At 38.1% G+C, this 22,482-nt stretch carries 21 protein-coding genes; 9 read left to right on the forward strand and 12 right to left on the reverse strand.

Going from position 1 to position 22,482, the window contains the following annotated elements:
* Window positions 1-144 precede the first annotated feature (144 nt).
* Window positions 145-642, forward strand: coding sequence for a KGK domain-containing protein (locus AC559H_RS04305; RefSeq protein ID WP_026786939.1), 498 nt, complete (start codon window positions 145-147; stop codon window positions 640-642).
* A gap of 124 nt (window positions 643-766) precedes the next feature.
* Entirely contained in the window at window positions 767-1,222 is a 456-nt protein-coding gene (locus tag AC559H_RS04310; RefSeq protein ID WP_081693676.1) for a KGK domain-containing protein, read from the forward strand.
* A gap of 98 nt (window positions 1,223-1,320) precedes the next feature.
* On the opposite strand, the gene AC559H_RS04315 is transcribed toward AC559H_RS04310, so the two are convergent.
* The 3 genes from AC559H_RS04315 to AC559H_RS04325 form a co-directional block, all read right to left on the reverse strand.
* Window positions 1,321-1,629: a small RNA NsiR4-regulated ssr1528 family protein gene (locus tag AC559H_RS04315; RefSeq protein ID WP_026786938.1), complete on the reverse strand. Its 309-nt coding sequence runs from the start codon at window positions 1,627-1,629 to the stop codon at window positions 1,321-1,323.
* Window positions 1,630-1,680: 51 nt separating this feature from the next.
* On the reverse strand, window positions 1,681-3,390 hold the full coding sequence (locus AC559H_RS04320) for a hypothetical protein (protein WP_026786937.1): 1,710 nt from the start codon (window positions 3,388-3,390) through the stop codon (window positions 1,681-1,683).
* A gap of 284 nt (window positions 3,391-3,674) precedes the next feature.
* A complete protein-coding gene (locus AC559H_RS04325; protein WP_026793835.1) occupies window positions 3,675-4,442 on the reverse strand; it encodes a pentapeptide repeat-containing protein in 768 nt (255 codons plus the stop codon).
* A 229-nt stretch (window positions 4,443-4,671) separates the two neighbouring features.
* Between AC559H_RS04325 and AC559H_RS04330 the strand changes: the two genes are divergently transcribed.
* Window positions 4,672-4,869, forward strand: coding sequence for a hypothetical protein (locus AC559H_RS04330; RefSeq protein ID WP_026786935.1), 198 nt, complete (start codon window positions 4,672-4,674; stop codon window positions 4,867-4,869).
* 67 nt (window positions 4,870-4,936) lie between these two features.
* Here AC559H_RS04330 and AC559H_RS04335 read toward each other — a convergent pair whose 3' ends face one another.
* A complete protein-coding gene (locus AC559H_RS04335) occupies window positions 4,937-5,800 on the reverse strand; it encodes an amino acid ABC transporter substrate-binding protein (protein ID WP_026786934.1) in 864 nt (287 codons plus the stop codon).
* Between the two features lie 485 nt (window positions 5,801-6,285).
* Between AC559H_RS04335 and yidD the strand changes: the two genes are divergently transcribed.
* Window positions 6,286-6,693 (forward strand): membrane protein insertion efficiency factor YidD, encoded by a 408-nt coding sequence (gene yidD / locus AC559H_RS04340; RefSeq protein ID WP_051319521.1) that lies wholly within the window; start codon window positions 6,286-6,288, stop codon window positions 6,691-6,693.
* Between the two features lie 42 nt (window positions 6,694-6,735).
* Here the strand turns inward: yidD and AC559H_RS04345 are convergent, their stop codons facing one another.
* The gene (locus tag AC559H_RS04345) at window positions 6,736-8,898 is read right to left on the reverse strand and encodes a tetratricopeptide repeat protein (protein WP_026793836.1); all 2,163 of its coding nucleotides are present in this window, start codon (window positions 8,896-8,898) and stop codon (window positions 6,736-6,738) included.
* A 212-nt stretch (window positions 8,899-9,110) separates the two neighbouring features.
* On the opposite strand from AC559H_RS04345, the gene AC559H_RS04350 reads away from it, so the two are divergent.
* A complete protein-coding gene (locus AC559H_RS04350) occupies window positions 9,111-10,121 on the forward strand; it encodes a CHAP domain-containing protein (RefSeq protein ID WP_051319519.1) in 1,011 nt (336 codons plus the stop codon).
* An 83-nt stretch (window positions 10,122-10,204) separates the two neighbouring features.
* Here AC559H_RS04350 and AC559H_RS04355 read toward each other — a convergent pair whose 3' ends face one another.
* The 3 genes from AC559H_RS04355 to AC559H_RS04365 are packed head-to-tail and all read right to left on the reverse strand — an operon-like array spanning window position 10,205 to window position 10,785.
* Window positions 10,205-10,540 (reverse strand): XisI protein, encoded by a 336-nt coding sequence (locus AC559H_RS04355; protein ID WP_026793837.1) that lies wholly within the window; start codon window positions 10,538-10,540, stop codon window positions 10,205-10,207.
* Window positions 10,528-10,668 (reverse strand): element excision factor XisH family protein, encoded by a 141-nt coding sequence (locus AC559H_RS04360; protein ID WP_081696189.1) that lies wholly within the window; start codon window positions 10,666-10,668, stop codon window positions 10,528-10,530. The genes AC559H_RS04355 and AC559H_RS04360 overlap by 13 nt, the downstream gene beginning before the upstream one ends.
* 27 nt (window positions 10,669-10,695) lie before the next feature.
* Window positions 10,696-10,785, reverse strand: coding sequence for an element excision factor XisH family protein (locus AC559H_RS04365; RefSeq protein WP_071782549.1), 90 nt, complete (start codon window positions 10,783-10,785; stop codon window positions 10,696-10,698).
* A 414-nt stretch (window positions 10,786-11,199) separates the two neighbouring features.
* On the opposite strand from AC559H_RS04365, the gene AC559H_RS04370 reads away from it, so the two are divergent.
* Window positions 11,200-12,621 (forward strand): dihydrolipoyl dehydrogenase family protein, encoded by a 1,422-nt coding sequence (locus AC559H_RS04370; protein WP_026793838.1) that lies wholly within the window; start codon window positions 11,200-11,202, stop codon window positions 12,619-12,621.
* A 208-nt stretch (window positions 12,622-12,829) separates the two neighbouring features.
* Here the strand turns inward: AC559H_RS04370 and glgX are convergent, their stop codons facing one another.
* A complete protein-coding gene (gene glgX, locus AC559H_RS04375; RefSeq protein WP_026786929.1) occupies window positions 12,830-14,914 on the reverse strand; it encodes a glycogen debranching protein GlgX in 2,085 nt (694 codons plus the stop codon).
* Between the two features lie 169 nt (window positions 14,915-15,083).
* On the opposite strand from glgX, the gene AC559H_RS04380 reads away from it, so the two are divergent.
* The 3 genes from AC559H_RS04380 to AC559H_RS04390 all read left to right on the forward strand — a co-directional run bounded on the left by AC559H_RS04380 (window position 15,084) and on the right by AC559H_RS04390 (window position 18,919).
* Window positions 15,084-16,736 carry a CHAT domain-containing protein gene (locus AC559H_RS04380; RefSeq protein ID WP_026793839.1) on the forward strand — a complete coding sequence of 551 codons (1,653 nt, stop codon included), beginning with the start codon at window positions 15,084-15,086 and terminating at the stop codon, window positions 16,734-16,736.
* Between the two features lie 166 nt (window positions 16,737-16,902).
* A complete protein-coding gene (locus AC559H_RS04385; protein WP_026793840.1) occupies window positions 16,903-18,297 on the forward strand; it encodes a DUF1800 domain-containing protein in 1,395 nt (464 codons plus the stop codon).
* 55 nt (window positions 18,298-18,352) lie between these two features.
* The gene (locus tag AC559H_RS04390) at window positions 18,353-18,919 is read left to right on the forward strand and encodes a Uma2 family endonuclease (protein WP_026786926.1); all 567 of its coding nucleotides are present in this window, start codon (window positions 18,353-18,355) and stop codon (window positions 18,917-18,919) included.
* Here the strand turns inward: AC559H_RS04390 and AC559H_RS04395 are convergent.
* From AC559H_RS04395 to AC559H_RS04405, 3 genes are all read right to left on the reverse strand, one after another.
* Window positions 18,888-20,042 (reverse strand): DNA cytosine methyltransferase, encoded by a 1,155-nt coding sequence (locus tag AC559H_RS04395; RefSeq protein WP_026793841.1) that lies wholly within the window; start codon window positions 20,040-20,042, stop codon window positions 18,888-18,890. The two genes, AC559H_RS04390 and AC559H_RS04395, sit on opposite strands and share 32 nt — an antisense overlap.
* Window positions 20,043-20,460: 418 nt before the next feature.
* Window positions 20,461-21,330, reverse strand: coding sequence for a hypothetical protein (locus AC559H_RS04400; RefSeq protein ID WP_051319518.1), 870 nt, complete (start codon window positions 21,328-21,330; stop codon window positions 20,461-20,463).
* 23 nt (window positions 21,331-21,353) lie between these two features.
* Window positions 21,354-22,448 carry an ATP-binding protein gene (locus AC559H_RS04405; protein WP_026793842.1) on the reverse strand — a complete coding sequence of 365 codons (1,095 nt, stop codon included), beginning with the start codon at window positions 22,446-22,448 and terminating at the stop codon, window positions 21,354-21,356.
* Between the last annotated feature and the right edge of the window lie 34 nt (window positions 22,449-22,482).

Here is a 22,482-nt window from a genome sequence, read left to right on the forward strand (position 1 = left end):
CGAATTATGAATTTAGGATTGCTATATTTCCCTAGGTATTTCTTAAATTCTCCTATAATATACCCAAGAATGATTCTATTTTGATTAATAGGTTTTGAGGATAGGGGCGATTTATGTCTACATTTGCTTTTGAGGTTAAGCCCAATGACTGATAATTTTTATCCTTTAACTTGTGATGATGATCTTTTATTGATTGATAAAGATACTTTTACTGTTGCTAGGTTTAAAGAATTTGCGATGTATTCTTTGAATCAAAAAATTTACGATGACCCCAATCATTATCCGAAAGAACAAAGGTTAAAACTTTTATTTAATATTCTTAATAATTATAATTATATAATTGATGATAAAGTAAGACTACCATTAACAGAAAGCTCTTGGAGTAATGTTAGTGGGTCTATTGAATGTAAATTATTAAGTTTAACTTCTGGTAAAGGTTGGATTAGTGGCAAATTAATTATAAAAAGCACTGTTAACTTTTTTCCTGAAGACTATAAAAACTTTACTTATGATCCCAAATCTCCATCTTACCCAAAATCGGAAATTGATATAGAATTACAATTCTATCCCGACGAAACTGAACCATTAGAAACCTCTGATGCTGCATTGGATGAATTGAGACAACAACTAAAAAATTTATAAATAATACTAGAATTGGGGGATATTTCAGTGGGTTCTTAGAAACCGGGTTTCTGGAGGATCTGTGTTATCATTCATTTAAAATTGCTATATCAAATAAAATTTTAATTTTGAGGATAATATCAACATGAACAATACATTTTATACGCTGAGTGATGATTGTATGTTAATGTATGAAAAGAATATATTTATTGTAGAAAAAATTAAAGAGCATTTACTTAATGGTTTAAATCAGAAAATGCAATTTCTCTTTGATGGAGGAAGCAGAAATAGTTATCATAAATCCTTTTTTCACCAGCTAAATTCAAAATATAATATTGATAATAAGTTCTCCTTTGAAATCAATCAAAGTAGCTGGAATACAATTAGTGAGGAAATTGATTGTCAACTATTAAAGTTAGGCGCTGCATCTTGGAAAAGTGGAAAATTGAGATTTAAAGCGATCGCCAACTATAATAACTTATCAGAACCTCAACTTACCATTGAAATCGAACTAGAATTCTGTCCCGATGAACCCGAACCATTAGAAACCTCTGATTCTGCATTGGATGAGTTGAGACAACAACTACAAATTTATAAATAATAAAGTTCGTTGTTACGATGCGTCGCCCATGCGCTAAAGCGCAACAACAAGCGCAACAACGAATGGCCTATCGTATAAATATTAGACGACTCAATTGTTTAGGATTTACCGCCATAATAGAACAGGATTTCCTTCTCTTTTAAGCCTTGAAATCCCGCATCAATTAATAATTGATTCAGTTCAGTTTCAGGAATATGTTTAGCACCAATCCGAACAATTCGAGACCGCATGGTATTACTAACACCACTGCGTTGACGTCCGGCTTCTAAACCCATAACTTTATGGTAAAGATCTAACTTAACCGGAGGAATGGGTGTACCATCAAAGTCAATTCCTTTCGCGATCGCCACATCAATTGCATCCGCGCCCGTTGTTGATTCCGTTGATATATTAGCTTCTGAAGTCATGGTAAATTATCCAATTTAATCTTTAAACAATTCTATTTTACCGTTAAAGGTTTAACGATACATTTGAGTTTCCAAATCCTTAATAATTCGTTGTTTATCCGGTTGTCCTTTCAAGAGTTTCAGCAGTCCTAACCCCTGATGAATCGGTTTATTACTAGCGGGTTCAGCAAAGCCGCTTACCCCGTCTATTTCACCCATAATTGTCCGATAAAATGCCGCACCGAATAGATGATCCATCGGTTTTTCTCCCTCTCCAAAGGAACCCACCGCCATCCAATTATTGCCGATCGCCGTGGAGGGATTTCTAGTTTCAGAAACCGTCGGAATCCCTAATTTAATTTTATCAGAAATTGACTTTTGTGCTACATCTGCGATCGCCACCCTAGCGGTAATTTCTATTAAAGGAATCGCCCCTTTAATAATTACATTTCCCGATAATAAACCCAAGCCGCCCCGAGAAACAGAATTATAGGATTTTTCCGCTAATCGATCTATTTTGACCTCCGCAATATCAATCCGTTGAATATCAATTCTGGGATAATCTTGATGCTTTTCTAAAATAGATTGCATCGTTGTTTGAATAGTTTTAAATGCTTCTAAATATTCATTATCGTCAAACTCATTATTTAAAGCTAAATTCGGTTGACGGATGAGTTGATAAATCACTTTTCCCTGGGCTGGAATCTCTGCATTGATCATCCATTCATTTAAACTAATTAAGGTTAAAGCATCGAGAATATTTTTCCCTTCTCGTAGTTGAATATAGGTTTTTGCATAGCGCTTTTTATCGGATTCGGATAATTGGGATTGATTATAAATAGTATTAATAATCAGAATATCTAAGGTTAAAACTCTGGCGGTAATACTTCCGCGCAAATAGTATTTTTTTAAGTTGGATTTTAAGGAGGAATTGAGAATAATCGTATCAATTTTTGTTAACGCATCTAAATCGGGAACCGCTTCCCCTGAACGGATATATTGATAGGTTCCTTTTAACTGATTTTTTTCTTCTAACTCTAAATCCGATGTTTCTAAGGCTTTTTCCAAGCAATGTTCTAAGGTCAAACAACGGGAATGATGGCTGGCAATAATATAACGTTGACCGATATCAGAATACAGTTTAGAGGTTAGCACCAAATAATCTAATAAATCTAAGGCAGTAAAATCTTGGGTTGCTTGTCCATTATTGAGACGATTATAGGCTTCTAAACATCTAGTCTTAGTTTGTTCATAGAGAGAGAATTGATTAATTAAACGATTGATTTGTCGATCTATATTCAATTCTGAGTTATAAAAACTATGCAGGACTAAAAAGGCATCATTTCCCCTAATTCCACAGCCTTTTAGTCGTAAATTTGCTCCTTCTGTGCGGTGGGGCGGAATTCTCACGGTATAGGTTTTACCGTTTTTTAAGGTAACGGTTTGACTTCCCCCTTGATCGGCTGTTTGATAGGCTATAAAAATATGATACAGTTCATCTAAACTGCAATCAGTTCCGTGGGGATTGGATAAAGGTTCTTCTAATTCTGAACCCAAATAATCCATCCAATCTTGACCTTTTTTCCAAGTAGATTCTACGGAATGGGTTGCTGTATCCCGAATCGTTTTTCCGGCTTCGGTGGCTTTATGGGTAATGGCTTCTCCCGCATGGGATACGGAATTTTTAGCGGCTTCGGTGGCTTTTTCCGTTAAAGATTGACTAGCTTTGGCTGCTTTTTGACTAATCGAATTCCATAAGGATTTACTTTTGCGATCGCCCATTGATTTATTCTCCCCTGAACTCCCCTAAAGCCATGATATAGCAATCCTAAATAGGTTGTAACATTTTAATGCTGATATGAAACGGCCAGAAGTATTACCCCAGATCCCTCCCCCCCCTAGCCCCACGTGCACGGGGGGTTTGGGGGGGCTGTTCTCTATTCCCTTTTGATCAGGGATTTTAAACACAACTCAAATAGGATTGCTATATAATAGTTGGCATTAAATTATTTTAGCTCAAATCAACTCCTATTTTTAAACGAGTTTTGCTCCTAGGATTTTCTGGATTAAAACAGCAACTTTAATAATATCGGGGCCGCCGATTCTAACATTCCGACAAATCCGCCCCGAGGTTTATTTTCTTCAGGATTTAATTTATATTCCAAGGCTTCAACTAACTGGAGGGAAAATTTTTCGCCCTCTGGGGAATTTAAAGTTTTATACAGTTGTTCGGCTTGTTTTGCATCAGCCATAGCCCCTGTTAAATTCCCTAAATCAGCCAGCGCCATACTGCGAGCAAAATAGGCAGCGGCTAACTTGTCATCTAATCTCAATGCTTGATTATAAAAATCAATAGCATTAACATAATGTCCCGCTTTCGCTTCACTCACTCCCAGACGGTAAAAGTCCTCCGCATCGCCCACACTCGCCGGAAGTCCGATAACACCCACTAACTGAGCATTATTAATACTTTTGGCATCTAAAATCGCATTAGTGAGATAGGAACTTCTTAAATCTGTGCCGTTGAGGTTAGCCCCCGCCAGGTTCGCCCCGGTTAAGTTAGCCCCGAATAAACTTGCCCCAGCTAGGTTTGCCCCCCGCAGGTCTGCTCCCGTCAGGTTAGCTCGGCTGAGGTTCGCTCCCACCAGATTAGCACCATTGAGGTTAGCACCGACTAAATTCGACAGTACCAAACCCGCACCACTAAGGTCGCAATTTTGACATTGTTTAGTTGACAGAAGTTGTTGAGTCTGCTGTAAATTTTCGGCTTGGGCTGGGGTTAGGGGACTGAATACTGCTAACAGAGCAACACCAGCGATAATTTTTTGTTTCATGACAGACTAATCAAAAGATTTTTATCGCTATGATAGAATATTATTGGGGTAATTGCTACCGTTCTCAAGCAGACTTTCGGTTTGATCTCTATTTATATTAAGTTGATCAAAATCACGATTAAAAAGTGACTTTAATCACATTCATTTCAGGGTTTCTGTCACTGGCAAAATTATCCTTTCAATCAATAATATTAGAAGACAGAACCCGTTTTTGTTTTAGGTGCTTCCCATGTTAATAACTGAACCCTCTGTTAGTGTTGAAAGATTAGTCAATCAAATTTTTTGCTCTCGAAAAATCACCCGCAATGACCAACGATTATTGATGTCATTGCTACTTTCCAAAGACTCATTAAGTGTAGAGGAACATTCCTATATTGATCAAGTTTTTGAACGCTTAAGACGGGGGCTAATTCATGTTGTTGATTAAATATCATAAATTACTCTTAAACCCAGAACTAAAACCACAGGAATTAACAGCCTGTGGTTCTATTTTTTTAAGATTTTGTGCTAGTTTGAAACCGTTGATAAGGAAAACGCCCGGTTTTGGGATCAAACCATTTATTCCAGAGTTGGGTATTTTCTTCGCTGGTAATAGTTTGATTAACTAAAGTTCCCCATTGAGAACTATTTTTAGGTAAAATACAACCATAATTTTCAAAGGTTAGGGGTTGTGAGGGGACTAAAGCAAAGGCTTTAAAGTCTAGTCCTTGTTGCCACAATTCGCCTAATAATAGAATCCCATCACTAGCGATTAAATCAATTTCTTCCGCTTTTAAGCGACGAATTCCATCCGCACGACTTCCAATAACTTGCCATTTCGCTTCAGGATAAACAGGACGGAATTGATCATCGGTTGTTGTTCCCAATAGGAATCCCACTGTAATATTACTTTCCCTGACTGTTTTTAATTTGGTTTCGGAAGTGCGAGTCGGGTTTAAACGTTCTGCATCCGCTTCTCTTGCTAAAAGTTGAATACCACTGGTAAAATAGGGAGTAGAAAAATCTACCTTTTGTTCTCGTTCTGGAGTAATACTGGTTGCTTCACAGACAATATCTAATTTACCTGTTTCTACCTGCTCAAATCTATTTTTCAAGTTAACGGTTTTTAATTCTAATTTAATCGGTTTATTCAGTTGTTTTTCTAGGCGCTGTTGAATAAGTTTAATTAAATCAACGGAATACCCTTGTAAGGTGTCATTTTTGTCTGTATAACCAAAGGGAACCGCATCCGTCCTCACCCCGGCCGTCAGTACCCCTGTTCGGCTGACTTTTTCTAACACAGTTTCCGCCCAAACCGAGAGGGGAAAACTAACGGTGAAAAGAAGACTCAAAAGAGAAACAGCAAGTTTTTTGTCCATTTGCATTAGATTCTTAACCAGATTAAAACCTCCTGTCATCCTATAACATTAATTGGGAACTAAAGGCAAGGGAAAAAAAAATATATTTACTAGAAACCAGTTATAGGATTTTGGTGATTAATAAGTACCTAAACAAAATTAATTACACATCCTCCACCCTGTTTCCTCCCCCCCTAGCCCCCCGTGCACGGGGGGTTTGGGGGGGCTGTTCCCTCTCTCAACTAGGTAATTTATTTTGTGTAACTACTTAGCATTTAAGTTTACAAAATTTTGGGGGTTTTATTCTCTTTTTTAGAGGGTATGACGCTTGTGAGTTATGAAGGGTCAGTGTAAAATCGGTGAATTTCATGGCAAAAGCATCTATAATTTGGGCTAATGGTCAGTTAATCGGAACATTCAGTACAGAATAAAATTCTTAATCAATTGATCTTGATCATGGGTCTATCACATCCTTGATTTATTTCTATTTAAAAGGCAATATTGTCATGAAAAGTTCAGTTACCGATTTATTAGGAAACACTTTAGAAATTGCTGTGAATCAAACTGCGATCGCAGCAATTACGGGATATCAGAAATATATCTCTCCGCGTAAAGGATTCTCCTGTGCATATCGAGTTTTACACAAGACTGATTCTTGCTCCCAATATATTAAAAAATTGATTATAAAATATGGTATAATTGATGCTATTCCCTTAGCTAATCAACGCTTCAAATCCTGTAAAAATGCTTCTCTTATTCTCCACAGTGAAACGCAGAAAAAACAGCGTCCGTGTCAAAATTTAATCAGTCAGAAGTGTCAATGCAAACCTGAAGATATTTTACAAGGAATTTGTGATGTTTCATTTTGCTTTATCACGGACTGTGGTGACGGGTCAAATTGTAGTTGCTTTTAAGGTGAAATCACAGACTAAGCTACTGGAATAACCTGCTTTTTCTCAAATGATTGACTTTATCACTCTCTCAACCTGTAGAGGTGCTTCAATTTCTGTAAATAGTTGAATAGCATTATCAAAATTAGGTTTGCTGTTTTCCCTATCTCCCATCAGTTGATAGGTTAAAGCCTGTTGATAATAGGCTTCAGCTAGATCGCATTTTGCCCCAATATATTCTAAGATTTCTATAGATTCTTGATGATGGGTGAGTGCTTCTGCAAATTCGCCTTGTATTCGGTAAAGTTCGCCTAGACCTGTTAAGGCTTTGGCTTTTACTTGAGTATAGTTAGCTTCTTCAGCAGATGATATGGCTTGATTATACATTTGAAATGACTTCAGAGTTTCGTTGATATTTTTGTATGCTGTCCCTAAAAATAGAAAAGTGTAAGCTTTATTCCAAATCCTGTCTCTAGGTTTCCAATGTTCACTTTTATCAATATATATTGTTTTTATTTTTTCTGCTATTGATTTAGATTCCTTATGATGATTTATTGCTTGGTATATATGGCCTCTTAGCCCTTCTATATAACCTAATATATTATATAATTTAGCTTTAACATAACTATTATCTAGCTTGTCTTTAACTTTATTAATTAATGAAGCAGTTTGTTGTAATAAGCCAAATCTAGAAAATGATCTACCTAGTGAGTCACCTTTTTCCCACTTATTATCCATTTCTTTTTCTATTATAGAACCTGCTTGTTCAAAATCATCAATTTCTACATAATGATAATAAGCTTCTAAAGCTGTTAAGCAATCTTGCACTGTTTCAACACACTTAACACTCTCCGTCCAAAACTCCGCAGCTTTAATATTAGCGGTTTCCCAATCTTCACTTTTTCTTAAACGTGCGATAGCTTCTTCCCTAACCATTGGATGTAAAAAAAATTCACCCTTTTGAAATTCTACTAAAGAACGATTTTTTAACGACTCAATTACTCTGCGCTGTTCACCTTCTGGAACATCCCATAATAAACACAATAACCCATTATCAGGAACAGTGGGAACATCTTGATAACGATAACACCCCAACCGACATAATAATTTAAACGCATTAATATCAAGTTCTTGCAAACGCTTAAACTGAGAATTTACTAAATCTTTTAAATCGGGTTTAGCTAAAATTTCAGCCTTGTTATAATTCCAATAAGCTTGAATATCTCCTTGATCATCTTCTTGAACTGCACCACAGAGAATTCGCATCGCCTTAGCATTTCCCCCATAAGCTTTGTGCATTTCAGTTAAAATAGACTCATAATTATTAATCTGATAATATTCAAAATATTGTTTCCATGCACAATAGTCCAACTCAGGTAAACGGTAGGTTTCAACCGTAATATCTCCTTCACACAAACGTTCACGACTGGTAATTAAAGTTACTGACTGCACCATCGGATCTGTTAACATTCTCAATAGTTCGATATAACGTCGATGGGGTTCAATAAATCTAAACTCAGAATCCAGTGCAGGTTCTAAGTTATCAATTAATATCCCAATTTTTTGATTTTGTAACAGTCGTTTGAGTCGTTCCAAGGATACCATAAAATCCCGTCCAGGTTCCTCCTCAAAATCCTTTCTTAGCCATTCCTCAACAATACTTTCAACAGGCGAGATGGTTTCCCTTTCCTTCGCCATCGTCAAATATAAGATTTTATCAAAATTTTGATTCTTCAGAAATTCTGTAGCCAGAGTTGTTTTACCAATTCCTGCTGCGGCTTGAATTAAAATAATTTTTGCACCTTGATTGATTTTGGTTTTAAGGTGAGCGATCGCATTTTCCCGACCAATAAAATTAATATTTTCGTTAACAATATTTTCGGCAATTGCGATCGCACTGTTACTCTCAATAGAATTAGGTGCAGAGGGTATAGGTGTGGAGGGAGAGGCGATCGCAACTTTATTATAGTAACGCTCTACAACCGCTTGTACATTATCCCGATTTACCTTTTCTGCACATAGGTTTGACAACCTTCGCCAAAGCTTGTATGCAGCCGTCTTAACACTTTCACCTGCAAACCCTTCGCTATTTCCAGTTTCGTCATAACTTTTGCCATCTTTACCCTTCCACGCTTCTTTCAAGATAGTAGTTTCAAGGGTACTCAAGGTTTTGAGCTTCTTGGCCATTAGTTGTGAACTGATAAAGTCCAACGCTGAAGTGATGTCCATAGATGTATCCACTGGTAAGTCGCAGCCTCTAAATAATAACTATAGATGACTTTGACTTACTTTGGTTAACTATGGGTAACTTTATTACCTGATTTAAAGTTAAAAAATGATTTTTAATTACTCACTTTAATCTACTGACGCTTCAAGAGAAAATCTTTAATCTAGTGTTCAGAACAACAGTTAATCAACTCATCTTTCAAGGAGACAAAATCATGCCTAGTCCTTCAGACTTTGGAATCAATCTTAGTTCTATCAACTATCAAGCAGCAGGCAATAAGATTGTTGCTGGTAACAATGATCCTACTTTTTGGTGTACGGAATTTGCTTATGGTCGTGCCATTGAAAAAGGGCTATTTCAAAACAATCAAGGCTTAGGTGCAAAATGGTTTGGAAATGCTGGTCAGTGGGATGATAATTTAGGAGGATGGACTCGTCAACCATCAGCTAATAGTTTTGTTGTTTGGGACCCCTGGCAAGGGGGATCATATGATGTCGGTCATGTAGGTTTTGTAGAACGAGTTAACGCTGATGGCTCATTCACTATGTCGGAAGCAAACTTTGCCGGACAATATTTCAACTCGCGCACTGTTTCCCCTGGTACAACTGCATTTAACAGTGCGAAATTTGTACCTATAACTGGTGGAACAACGCCAACTCCGGGGGGAACTCCCACATCTGGTAACGATAATATTACTGGTGGTGCGGGTAACGACAATATCAATAGTTTAGCTGGAAATGACACCGTATCAGGAGCCGCAGGAAATGACACCCTTAATGGGAATAGTGGCAATGATCAACTATTTGGTAATGATGGGAATGATTCATTAATGGGTTGGACAGGAAACGATACCGTAACGGGTGGTAATGGCAACGATGTCTTGGATGCCTTTTATTACAGTGGTCTTAGTGGTAATGGAGAAATTGATTACTTAAGGGGAGATGCAGGTGTAGATACCTTTGTTATTGGTGATTCTTACGGCAAAGGTTACTTAGGAAATAGTTATGCTGTTATTGAGGATTTTAACTGGCGGGATGACTATATCAAAATCCAAGGTAGTTTAAGTCAATATGCCCTTAAGCCTGGTAATCTTTACGGCTTCTCTGCAAATGATACCGCTATTGTTTTAAGCAGTAATAATAGTGAAGTATTAGCGATCGCTCGTAATGTATCCACAGCTAATAGCACAATTCGCTATTCTTCATCCGATTTTCTCTCCGCTTAATTCAATATAATTTCCGTAGGGGCGGGTTCGCCAATATCTCGAATACCTGCAAGAAATTTCACTGAACCCTCCCCTTTTTATTATTAATTAACAGCAAACTCCGTGTGAGGACGAATATTAGGGGGATGAAACCCTAAAACAATTTGAGTTTTAGGAATTCCTGCCTTAACTAACTCATTGGCAATTCCATCCTCTAATCCATCTCGATGTATCCAAATTTTATCGCCAATCACCTCGATATGAACCAAACACCCATGAACCTGTACATCATCTTCCCATCCCAAAGTAATCAATAAAAAATTGTTCCTATCTTCACTCACAATCAAACGACATTGTAAATCCCCATAAGCATAGGGAATTTCTGTATATTCTTTAAGTTTTTCTTGAATAACTTCTCGATATTGAACTAAACTATCCATTGAACAATTTCCTCCTTTTGACTTTCAAAAATTAATAAATTAACTCGATATTTGTTAATCACTAACTGTCCAATTGGCTCAGAAAAAATCGCCTGATAGGTTGTTTTACGAACAGCCAGATACAACAAACAATCCGGTTTTAGTTAACCCCAAATCTACAAAAAGTTCTCTGACTCTGTAATCGTCCAGCCATCTTTAACCAAGGCATTTTTTACTGGATCATGATAAAAGTCTTTAGCTGGCATCTATCCTTACTCCTAAATACTAAAAACTTTAGTCAATTTTAACTAACTAAAGTTTTAAATTCACTCAGCTTTCAACCTATTTTAATAGGTTTTAGCTTTGAGCCTGAATTTTAATTCAAGGCTGTTGATTAATGATCCAATGATTCAAGATATCCTAGATGATGCGATCGCTGTACTAACACACGCTACAATTAACGATTGTAACCGCAGTTAGGATAGGGTTAATTGTTGCGATCATAACGAATTTAGAGGGAATGATCGGATTATATCACCCACTTTTTCGGAATTATCCTTAACCGCAGAACAGGTATTAACTGTTTAGTATTCCGAGAAATTGGGTTTCTGCCTTAACCTTTGCTGCATAATAGAAGGATAGCTGAAGAAATCCGGTTTCTACAATTTAAAGGTAAAATCATGGCCGTTGAATATGATTTAGTGGTGATTGGAGGTGGTTCTGGGGGGTTAGTTGTTGCTAGTGCCGCTGCCCAATTAAAGGCAAAAGTTGCCTTAATAGAACGCGATCGCTTAGGGGGGGATTGTTTATGGTTTGGCTGTGTTCCTAGTAAGTCTTTAATTCATGCTTCCCGGGTAGCTTATGAAGTAAAAAACGCGGCTAAATTTGGGATTTATACTGATAATTATAACATTAATTTTGCCAAAGCTGCAAGTCATGTTCAACAGGTTATTTCTACTATTCAACCCCATGATTCTCCCGAACGGTTTGAATCTTTAGGAGTTGAGGTTATTTTTGGAGATGGTCAGTTTTTAGATAACAAAACCTTCAGTATTAATGGGCGTAAACTAACCGCTAGAGCTTTTGTAATTGCCACGGGTTCCCGGGCGGCTATTCCTAATATTCCAGGGTTAAATCAAGCGGGTTTTCTTACTAATGAACAGATATTTTCTATACAAAATTGTCCTGAATCCTTAGCAATTTTTGGAGGGGGGCCGATTGGTTGTGAACTGGGACAAGCCTTTTCACGGTTAGGGTCAAAGGTGACAATTTTATCGAGTCGAAATCAGATTTTGCCGAAAGAAGATCCTGAAGCTGCAAAGGTAGTTCAAGAGCAATTATTATCGGAAAATATTGTTATTTTAAATAATACTAAAGCGGAAAGAGTTGAAATAGAAAATGGCAAAAAGAAAATTATTGCGGGGAATAATATTATTTTAGCCGATGAAATTTTAGTTTCAGTTGGACGAGTTCCTAATGTTGAATCCTTGAATTTGGAAGCGGCGGGTGTTACTATTAATCAATCGGGGATTAAAGTTAATCATAAACTCCAAACAACTAATCCCTATATTTACGCTTGTGGGGATGTGATTGGGGGGTATCAATTTACTCATGTTGCGGGTTATGAAGCCGTTGTGGTGTTAACCAATGCCCTATTTTTTCCGATTAGTAAAGTTAACTATCGGGTGATTCCTTGGGCTACTTTTACCGATCCTGAATTAGCCAGAGTTGGGTTAACAGAAGCACAAGCAAAGGAACAGTATGGGGAGGATATTTGTGTTTTGAAACAACCTTTTGCGGGAGTTGATCGCGCCATTGCTGAAGCAAAAACCCTAGGATTTGCTAAAATTATTACTCGGAGTAATGGTGAAATTTTAGGGGCTCATTTAGTGGGTGCATCCGCCGGAGAGTTAATTCATGAAATTGTTTTAGCAATGTCCCATCGTTTGAAGGTTTCTGCTTTAACTGGGATTCATATTTATCCGACTTTATCTGAAGTTAATAGTAAAGCAGCTTTATTGTTACAAAAACAAAAATATGCAGCTAATACTTGGCAACAAACGCTTTTAGAACGGTTTTTTAATTGGAGGCGATCGCTTTAATCAAAACCCATGAAAATTACAACTTATAATCTTGATATAAAAAGTTCGTTGTTGGGCTTCAATACGCCGCATCGCAACAAAAGACTAACTCATCATTTGTCTGTTCAACAAGTGGGAAAATTTTGGGCAATTCTCTAATGATCGTGATAGAATTCTAATAAAGCTACTAAAAAATTAAGTAATTCATGAATTACTCCTAGATCTCAGGTTACATCCCCTGTTCCATATTCCCTACCATAGCAACTAAAACCACAGCAGAACGGGGGCTGAGATGATAATATTTTCCTATAATTGGTCGGGCAACATTCAAGCGACTAATATCATTAGGAACCGCTAAAGCCGTATCTACTAAACGATGCCAACGTTCTCCTTTAGAGAGGGGAGGTAATTGAAAGTTTAAGGGTTCCCAATAGGAATTTAACATAATGTGGAGATGTTCTCCTTTTTGGGGATGATATAAACTAAAAGCAACAGTGCGAGAACTGTCATGTAAGTCAGGTTTTCCTATTTTGACTCCATGCCAAATCACATAGGGCAAATCACCCTCTATATTCATTTCTAAAATATCATCTAATTGAAAGAGATGGAGTTCTTTTTTAAAGCGGATTAAACTTTTCACAAACCGCAAGATATCAGGATGTTTCCCGACATCACTCCAGTCAAACCACCCTAACGGATTATCCTGACAGTAGGCGTTATTATTTCCAAATTGTGTTCGACAAACCTCATCCCCCATTAACATCATCGGAGTCCCTTGAGACAATAATAAAATCACCCACAGATTTTTAATTTGTTGCAGGCGTAAGGCTTGAATATAGAGGTCATCCGTCGGCCCTTCAATGCCACAATTCCAACTAAAATTATATTCAGAACCGTCTCGGTTTTCCTCTCCATTAGCCTCATTATTTTTTTCATTATAACAAACTAAATCATGCAGGGTAAAACCATCATGACAGGTAACAAAATTAATACTACAATGCACTTCTCGATCGGGATGGGGATAAATATCAGGACTCCCCATAATTCGATAGGCTAATTTTTCAATTTGTCCTTCATCTCCCTTGACAAAACGACGGACATCATCCCTAAATTGTCCATTCCATTCCGCAAAACGATCGCCCGCTAAAGAACCCACTTGATATAATCCGCCAGCATCCCAAGCTTCAACAATTAATTTTGCCCCGGCTAATACGGGGTCAGATTTAATAATCCATAAAATCGGGGCATCTTCAATCGGATTTCCTTCTTTATCCCTGGATAAAATTGAAGCCAAATCAAAGCGAAATCCATCGACGTGCATTTCTGAAACCCAATATCTCAGACTATCAATAATTAACTGTCCTGAGATTTCATGATTGGCTTTAATGGTATTTCCGCAGCCAGTATAATTACTATAATACGCCGGATTATCTTTTTCTAAAATATAATACATACTGTTATCTAATCCGCGAAAGCAGAAGGTCGGGCCTTCTTCATTCCCTTCGGCGGTATGGTTATAAACCACATCTAAAATAACTTCAATTCCAGCTTTATGAAAAGCCTTGACCATATCTCGAAACTCATTAATCGGGCCAGAATCATCTCGATTAGAACTATATTCGCGATGGGGAGCAAAAAATGAGATGGTACTATATCCCCAATAATTACTGCGAGGGGGAACTGCATCCTGTTCATCAAATTGATGAATCGGGAGTAATTCAACAGCCGTAATTCCTAAATCTTTCAAATAGGGAATTTTCTCAATTAATCCCGCGTAGGTTCCCCGTTTTTCAGCAGCAACTCCCGAATTAGGATTGCGCGTAAAACCGCCAACGTGCAGTTCATAAATAATTGTTTGGGCGTAGGGTAATTCTAAAGGTTTATCTCCTTCCCAGTCATAACCTCGCTTATCAATCACCACTCCTTTTAAGGCTTGGCTACAATTATCCCCTGGAATAGAAGCGGCAGCCCGACTATAATTTTCAGTATTAACAATGGCTTTTGCATAGGGATCTAATAATACTTTTTGAGGGTCAAAACGATAGCCTAATTCCGGTTCATATAAGCCATAAACTCGATAGCCATAAATTTGTCCAGTTTGAATTCCAGGCACAAAAATATGCCAATAATAAAAGGTTTTATTATGTTTAGGATCAAAAGGAATCACCCGGGTCGGTTCGTGGGCATCGGGGGTATCAAATAAAAGTAATTCTATAGCGGTACAATTTTTAGAAAAAATACAAAAATTCACCCCATTAGCATAAACTGTGGCTCCCAAGGGGTAGCTTTGACCAGATAAAATATCAAGATGCACGCTTTTAACTCCTTGCAAGTTTTCTCGATTATTAGTTGCTGTATTCAAATGTTGTTTTCTAGGCAATGTTTAACCCAGATTATCATTAATTGTGATCAAGAACTGATCGCTGGTGCTAAAAACGCGATAAACTAGCAGAAAATCCCAATAAAACTGTGTGTTCAGTTGAATGTCCCCCTCAGAAACTCCTTGCTTAAGTATTGCGATCGCTCGGATGAATACCTCCGTTGCCCATCATTTTGCAACTTGGGTGGTACAATCTCCCGATTGGAATGGATATGTTCACCATGATAGTAGCTGGCCCGAACCCCTTTCCCAAACTTGGCAAGCGTGGTTAGAACTATTTTCGCCCCATAGTATTCCTAATGGTTTGTGTTCTCCCCCTCCTGGCAATTTGTCCTTAACTGCTGCTGCCAATTCGGGACGACAACTTAGTTATACTACCCGTTTAATGCAGCAATTTGGGATTAATCTCTGGCAATGGTTATTTCAGGGGTCAATTCAAGCTAGTTTACACCGTAGTCAAGGGATTGCCATTGGCCAGGATCAACCCCTCCGCATTCGCTTAGACCTGAGAGATCCTGATTTAATCCCTATTCCTTGGGAAACGATGCAACCCCAAGGCGGTCAACCAGCGATTTCCCTGAGTCAAAATCTGTGGTTTAGTCGTACCACCTTTGATGTTAACCCTCTCCCCCAGCGTTTGGTGGCCCAAGGGTTGAATATTTTGTTGGTTTTGGGGGAAAGTCAAACCCCTGGGGTTTCCCCTAATTCCGAATTCTCGAAATTGGCTTTAGAAAAAGAAGCGATCGCCCTGGGTAAAGCCTTTGAACAATGTGGCATGGATACCCAGGGAAATCGAGTCGAGAGCGGGGTTTACTGTGGCGTTAAAACCCTGATTGAACCCACTGTTGAAGAACTGATTGCGGAATTAGAAACCGACCGTTATAACGTTTTATTTTATGCTGGACATGGAGTTCCGGCCCCCGATGGTGGGTTATTATTTCTGTGTCGGGATACCACCATTAATGGGACAGAATTGGCCCAGGTCTTAGTCCGATGTGGGATTATTCTAGCGGTGTTTAACGCCTGTTGGAGTGCTCACCCGGCGGTAGAAACGGTGTCAACTCCCTCTAATTCCCTATTTCAAGCGATTCCTAGCAGTAGTTTAGCTAAGGTATTAATCCATCATGGGGTTCCGGCGGTGTTGGGTATGCGGGACTCCATTACCGACGGCGAGGCGTTAACCTTTATTCAGGCCTTTGCTAGAGCTTTAGGGGAACGTCTTCCCGTGGATCAGGCCGTGGCCATCGCCCGTCAGCAGTTATTAGCTTTATATAAGTTTAATCAACCCGCTTGGACGTTACCGATATTATATATGCACCCGGAATTTGACGGGGTGTTAGTCCAGCCCTTAGAACGGATTAGGACGGAAATGCCTAGTAGTACGGTGACGGGGTTTGGGGATGTTCCTCGGGCGTGGTTACGACTCTATAACCCCGGGAGTAATACCCCAGCCCAGGTTTTGCCGATTGATACCGGATTAATGCGGGTAGGTCGCGGGGATGGGAATGATGTGATTATTTCTGAACAGTGGGTTTCTTCTAAACACGCCGAAATTTTTTGTCGTCATAGTTCCGATGGCAAAACCCAACCTAATTATTTTTTAAGGGATTTTTCTCGCTATGGAACTCTGGTTTTTCATACTCAAGAATGGCAACGCATCCACCATCAAGAAATTCCGTTAATATCGGGAATGCAGTTAAAATTTGGCAGTTCTCAGGGGCAATTGTTAGAATTTGTAATTGAGGGGGAATTATGAATTACGAATTATGAATTACGAATTACGACTGATATCAAATAACGAGAAGTATTACTCCTGTTCCCTGTTCCCTGTTCCCTCCCCCCCTAGCCCCCCGTGCACGTGGGGTTTGGGGGGCTATTCCCTGTTCCCTGTTCCCTGTTCCCTGTTCCCTGTTCCCTGATTTATGACTGAACCTAAAATTTTTCATCTAATTAATCGTTTAAGTTTTGGTGTCACCCCAGGACAAACTCAACAGGTGCAACAGATGGGAATTGATGCTTATATTAAGACTCAACTGCAACCGCAAACGATTTCCTATCCCGCCGATTTAACTGAAAAACTTAATCCTTTAAATACATTAGTTTGGCAACCAGGTGAAGTTATTCTAGCAGAAAAACAAACCATAGAACAAGCCAAAACCCTCGGTTTAGATAGTAAATCAATGATGAAAATTAAGCAAAGTTTTTATCAAAAAATTATCCAGCAAGCCAAACGAGGACGTTTATTAAGAGCCTTTGCCAGTCCTCGTCAATTAGAAGAAATAATGGTGGATTTTTGGTATAACCATTTTAATGTATTTTTTGGTAAAGGAGTTTTAACTCGACAGTTTTTTAGTTCCTATGAACAACACGCTATCCGACCCCATGCTTTAGGAAACTTTAGACAATTATTAGGGGCAACTGCTAAACATCCCGCCATGTTAGTCTATTTAGATAATTGGCAAAATACTGCACCAGGAAGTCCGGGGGCAAAGGGCTCATTTAAAGGGTTAAATGAAAATTATGCGCGAGAATTATTAGAATTACATACTTTAGGAGTTAATGGGGGTTATAGCCAAAAAGATATTATTGAATTAGCCAAAATTCTAACCGGATGGGGACTATTCAAACCGATTGTAAAAACCTCAACTAAATCGGGATTTTATTTTGACGAAACCCGCCATGATTTTAGTGATAAAGTATTTTTAGGAAATTCAATTAAAAGCAGTGGGATAAATGAAGGAGAAGAAGCTCTTAATATTCTAGCAAGACATCCTTCCACAGCCCAACATATTAGTTATCAATTAGCTCAAAATTTTGTTAGTGATACTCCTCCCGATTCCCTCGTCAAAAAACTAGCTAAAACCTTCTTAGATAGCGATGGAAATATTGCAACTGTTCTCCAAACCCTATTTCAAAGTAACGAATTTTGGCAAACTAATACTTATCAAACTAAATTTAAAACACCCTATAGATATCTAGTTTCAGTTATGCGAATTATCGGTACTGTCACCAATTTTGAACCCCTAGATGGTATCCTGAATCAATTAGGAATGCCTCTCTATGGTTGTCCGTCTCCCGATGGGTACAAAAATATTCAATCCGCTTGGTTAAATCCCGACGCCATGGTTCGTCGCAGTAGTTTATCTGTTCCCTTATCTAACGGATTACTTCACGATGGAAAACCCATTGATGCTAATTTTTTAGCCTCGACATTAGAAAATAATTTCTCCCCTCAAACTCGCTCCGTTTTAGAAAAAAATTCCCCGAATTTAAGAGGCGCATTAATTTTAGGAAGTCCCGAATTTATGATGTATTGAAAATATCCCATTTTTTGCTATAATTAAAAGGATTAAACCCAAAACGGGGGTCATGATGAATCAAACCCTAGAACAAGTAATCTGGACAATTCAGGATGTCGAGGGACTACCGGAAAATGAATGGATACGTTATGAAATTCTCAATGGAGAACTATTTATGACTCGCTCTCCCCATCGTCGCCATCAACAGGCTTGTGTTAAGATTTCTACTCAACTGGATACTTGGTCAGAGTCAAGTAAGTTAGGAGTCACAATTTTTGCTCCGGGTTTAATCTTTTCTGATACTGATAGTGTTATTCCTGATGTGGTTTGGGTGAGTCATGAAAGACTCGAACAAATTGAAGATGAAGCGGGACATTTAACCGGAGCGCCGGAATTAGTAATTGAGGTTTTATCCCCTGGAAAACAAAACGAACGTCGAGACAAACAAGCTAAATTAAAACTCTATTCTATTACCGGAGTTCAGGAATATTGGATTGTTAATTATTTTACCAAACAAGTTGAAATTTATCGCCGGGAACAAGCACAATTAGTTAAGGTCGCCACCCTATTAGAAATGGATGAAATCACATCACCGTTATTACCTGGATTTAGTGCAATTGTTCGGTTATTTTTTCCTTAAACCGATAATTAAAAGCCTGGGAACGTACAGCTTGAAAATCTGGTATAGAATTGGTTTTTTCTAAGTTATCTTTGAGTTTATCTAACTTTAAAATAGCCTCTCCTACTGATGCAGCTAATAACGGGGGGACTGCATTACCAATTTGTCGCCATTGTTGGGATGATGTTCCATAAAAAATATAATGGGGGGGAAAAGATTGGATAGAGGCGGCTTCTCTGGGCGTCAAATAACGATCTTCTGTGGGATGATAATAAGTGGTTTTATTTGTGTTAATTGTCCCTGAATGGTAATTACTATCTAAACGCTTTAATTTTGTTTCTCGAAATCGTTCTTCTCTAATATTTTTCCAATCTATATCATACCATAACGCAGGCGGAAGATAGGCTAACTGATCTCGTTCATAACGAATTCCTTTCCCTTCAGGGATATGATGAATTCTTTTTATTTCTAATTCATTTTTAATTTCAGCCGTTTTCAAATCATGGTTAAAGGTTTTACCTTCAAACTCTAATAAGTTGTTAAACGCCCATTCCACCGTGCGGGGTAAGGGTAAAAGATCAGGATCTTTTTCCGAGTCTTTAAATCGTTTTTCTGGATAAATATTACCAACTCCAAAGCGATTTCCTAATAAAATAGTGCGTCGTCTGGCTTGGGGAACACCATAATGATGGGCGGATAATACCTTAACATCAACCGTATAACCCAATTGGTTAAAACTATTAATAATTAATGTTAATGTACTTTCATTCTTTTTTGCCAATAACCCGGTAACGTTTTCCAGAATAATAAAGTTAGGTTTAAAGGTTTCTACCATTCGCAAAAACTCAAAAAATAGAAAATTTCGATGATCTTTTTGATTATTTGTCCCAATAGTTGAAAATCCCTGACAAGGAGGGCCACCACAAATTAAATCTATTGTTTGATTTCCAATAATATCTTGAATGGATTCGGTTGTAATTTCGCGTAAATCTCCTAAAATTGTTTGAGAATGGGGATGATTAGCTTGAAAGGTTTCTAAGGAATATCGATCAAAATCTATTCCTAATAAACAGTTAAATCCTGCCATTTCTAACCCACAGGACATTCCGCCTGCGCCGGAGAATAAATCAATAAAGTTTTTCATTTATTTGGGTTGAATTAATATAGTTATAATTTAACCACAAAGACACAAAGAAGTTTTAAACACCATCTCTACTTATTGCTATATTTTTAAATCCTTAAATCTTTGTAGTGCGAGCGTCCTCGCTCGCTGGGGTTTTAATAATTCTTCAGGAATGCGATTTTGTTCAATATAATGATTAATTTCCTCTTGATTATCTAAATAGAAACTCAAGGCATCAGCAATCCTATTTGAGTTGTGTTTAAAATCCCTGATCAAAAGGGAACACCGGAACAGCCCCCAAACCCCCGTGCACGGGGGGCTAGGGGGGAGGGATCTGGGGTAATACTTCTGGCCGTTTCATATCAGTATTGAAATGTTACAACCTATTTAGGATTGCTATATAATATCACATTCTAACATCATAATCCCAGGAATAGAGTTACAATGCAGGAACATCAATATTAAGTTTAAAGTTGGCTTCTTTTGAGCCAGAAACTTCTATAGAATAATCTCCACTAATGGGTAATTCTCCTTGCCAAGTTTTGCTATTTTTAATAGTACCAATATTTTTACCATTAGGATCTAAAATATTAATATCAACTGTTCCTTCCTTTACATCAACGGACATCTTTTGTCCGGCGGCACATTCTAATTTATATTGTCGTTTTTCTGTGGGTTTAATCATACCTGTAACCGTTGTTCCCGTTGCTCCTGGGTCAAATTTAACCCTTTCGGTGGCGTTATTAGCTTGAGGAGAAATAGAAGGAGTTGGGGTCGAAGTTGGGGTAGGAGTTGGGGAAGTGGTGGGAGAATTAGCAAAAGGAGGTAAGGGTTGTAAGGGTTGTGTTCCTGTCGCACCATGAGATCCTAAACTCATTTTTAGATCAAAAGTTGTAGCTCCTTTTAAAGCTGTTAAAACAATTGTATATTGACCTGTTTGGGGTAAATATTTGGTTTTAATTAGTTGTCTATCGGGTGCATAAACCCAAATACATAAGTTATCTTCCGTCCGATAATTTAACTGTTGACCCGCTTTAGCAGAAAATTGATAAGCTAAATAACTTCCTTGGCGAATTTGGCCAGATTCCTTGGTATTAATAGCGGTTAAATTGATTAATTTAATATTAGGTGGAGCAATATTTCCTGAAGGTTGTTCCCCACATTGTTCAATTTTATTGGATGAACTAGAGTTAACAATATTCATCGTCGTCGAAAGTTGTCGCCAATGTTCCGATAGGATTTCACAACCTGTTAATAAAAACAATAATAAAAATAAACTTGTTTTTTTCATGAAAATGTCACTATCCATTAAATTTTATCCTGAATTTTAATTTAACTTAACCTTTGTTTAATCCATAAACCAAATAACGGTAAAGCTAATTTATAGCCTAATTCTGAACCATAAATTAAGCCTTTATGCTGTAAACCAATAATTGCCCCTTGTAAACTGCCGCCTCGGGATAAATGATGTTTAGTAATATATTCTCGACTTTGGGGTTTATCTGTAGGATCTAGGGCTAAAGACTCTAATAATTGGGCTTGAGAAGATGGAAGTAATACTAACAAAGACTCAAATACCGTTGAAAAATCTGCTAATAATTCCTGTAAAGTTTCTTCAATTTCCCGATTTCCAATTAGACCATTTGTGCTTTTAACTTTACACAAGCGACGCACTAAAGCCGAAGCATCTCCGATATGTCCTTGCACCGCTTCTAAAAAGTATTGTAATGCTTGCGATCGCGGATCAAAAGTCAAATTTTCCCGATGTAAAACCCCGTGCGCCCAAGCCGCAACCACATCATTAGATAAGGGCGTTAACTGCACAATATCTAAATTTTGGTGAAACTCCTCTTGATTACTTGTTTCAGCTAAAGTAGCAACTAAAACATAACTTACAGAACTTTGCTGTTGAATTTCTTGACGCAATAACTTTTCCCAATCTCCCTGTCGATCCCAAGAGCGAATATGGGGAAACCCTTGCAAAATCAATACCACTTGCCGCTCAACAAATTCTGCTAACTGTTGGGGAAAATGAATTAATAATTTATAGGCTTGCCAAACTTCTTCTGGTTTCGCAATTAACCGCAAGCTTTTTGCCATATTTCCTTGCCAGGAAAAAAATTGAGCCGCCTCTGTATTTGTCCACTGTTGCAAACACTCAATGGCTTGGGGACTTTTCACCGCCTGGGATATCCCCTCACATAACAGTTGCGTCAAGCGTTGGCCATCGGTTGCCCGAATACAGTCCACTTCAATAATTTTTGCCCCAACTTCCGTCGCCGCCCTTCTGACCAGGGTTCGACGGCCACTGCCCGGCACTCCGGCAATTAACAAATCTCGATCACGGGCTAATGCTTGGGTGATCTGTTGAAATTGGCTTTGCCGTCCAAAGGTTTCTAAGGGGGCTGCTAACTCTGCTATATCCATTGGTGTCTATTGAACAAGCTAATTGCTGATATTA

Source organism: Planktothrix prolifica NIVA-CYA 540 (assembly GCF_963864145.1).
Classification (GTDB): Bacteria; Cyanobacteriota; Cyanobacteriia; order Cyanobacteriales; family Microcoleaceae; genus Planktothrix; species Planktothrix agardhii.

Excerpts from the sequence above, each read along its gene's own strand:
- AC559H_RS04335 (WP_026786934.1), bottom strand. The coding sequence starts at position 5,800 with ATGGACAAAAAACTTGCTGTTTCTCTTTTGAGTCTTCTTTTCACCGTT.
- AC559H_RS04325 (WP_026793835.1), bottom strand. The coding sequence starts at position 4,442 with ATGAAACAAAAAATTATCGCTGGTGTTGCTCTGTTAGCAGTATTCAGT.
- AC559H_RS04315 (WP_026786938.1), bottom strand. The coding sequence starts at position 1,629 with ATGACTTCAGAAGCTAATATATCAACGGAATCAACAACGGGCGCGGAT.
- AC559H_RS04400 (WP_051319518.1), bottom strand. The coding sequence starts at position 21,330 with ATGGATAGTGACATTTTCATGAAAAAAACAAGTTTATTTTTATTATTG.
- AC559H_RS04305 (WP_026786939.1), top strand. The coding sequence starts at position 145 with ATGACTGATAATTTTTATCCTTTAACTTGTGATGATGATCTTTTATTG.
- AC559H_RS04385 (WP_026793840.1), top strand. The coding sequence starts at position 16,903 with ATGACTGAACCTAAAATTTTTCATCTAATTAATCGTTTAAGTTTTGGT.
- AC559H_RS04310 (WP_081693676.1), top strand. The coding sequence starts at position 767 with ATGAACAATACATTTTATACGCTGAGTGATGATTGTATGTTAATGTAT.
- AC559H_RS04355 (WP_026793837.1), bottom strand. The coding sequence starts at position 10,540 with ATGGATAGTTTAGTTCAATATCGAGAAGTTATTCAAGAAAAACTTAAA.
- AC559H_RS04380 (WP_026793839.1), top strand. The coding sequence starts at position 15,084 with ATGTCCCCCTCAGAAACTCCTTGCTTAAGTATTGCGATCGCTCGGATG.
- AC559H_RS04390 (WP_026786926.1), top strand. The coding sequence starts at position 18,353 with ATGAATCAAACCCTAGAACAAGTAATCTGGACAATTCAGGATGTCGAG.
- AC559H_RS04320 (WP_026786937.1), bottom strand. The coding sequence starts at position 3,390 with ATGGGCGATCGCAAAAGTAAATCCTTATGGAATTCGATTAGTCAAAAA.
- AC559H_RS04395 (WP_026793841.1), bottom strand. The coding sequence starts at position 20,042 with ATGAAAAACTTTATTGATTTATTCTCCGGCGCAGGCGGAATGTCCTGT.
- AC559H_RS04350 (WP_051319519.1), top strand. The coding sequence starts at position 9,111 with ATGCCTAGTCCTTCAGACTTTGGAATCAATCTTAGTTCTATCAACTAT.
- AC559H_RS04345 (WP_026793836.1), bottom strand. The coding sequence starts at position 8,898 with ATGGACATCACTTCAGCGTTGGACTTTATCAGTTCACAACTAATGGCC.
- AC559H_RS04370 (WP_026793838.1), top strand. The coding sequence starts at position 11,200 with ATGGCCGTTGAATATGATTTAGTGGTGATTGGAGGTGGTTCTGGGGGG.
- AC559H_RS04365 (WP_071782549.1), bottom strand. The coding sequence starts at position 10,785 with ATGCCAGCTAAAGACTTTTATCATGATCCAGTAAAAAATGCCTTGGTT.
- AC559H_RS04405 (WP_026793842.1), bottom strand. The coding sequence starts at position 22,448 with ATGGATATAGCAGAGTTAGCAGCCCCCTTAGAAACCTTTGGACGGCAA.
- yidD (WP_051319521.1), top strand. The coding sequence starts at position 6,286 with ATGAAAAGTTCAGTTACCGATTTATTAGGAAACACTTTAGAAATTGCT.
- AC559H_RS04330 (WP_026786935.1), top strand. The coding sequence starts at position 4,672 with ATGTTAATAACTGAACCCTCTGTTAGTGTTGAAAGATTAGTCAATCAA.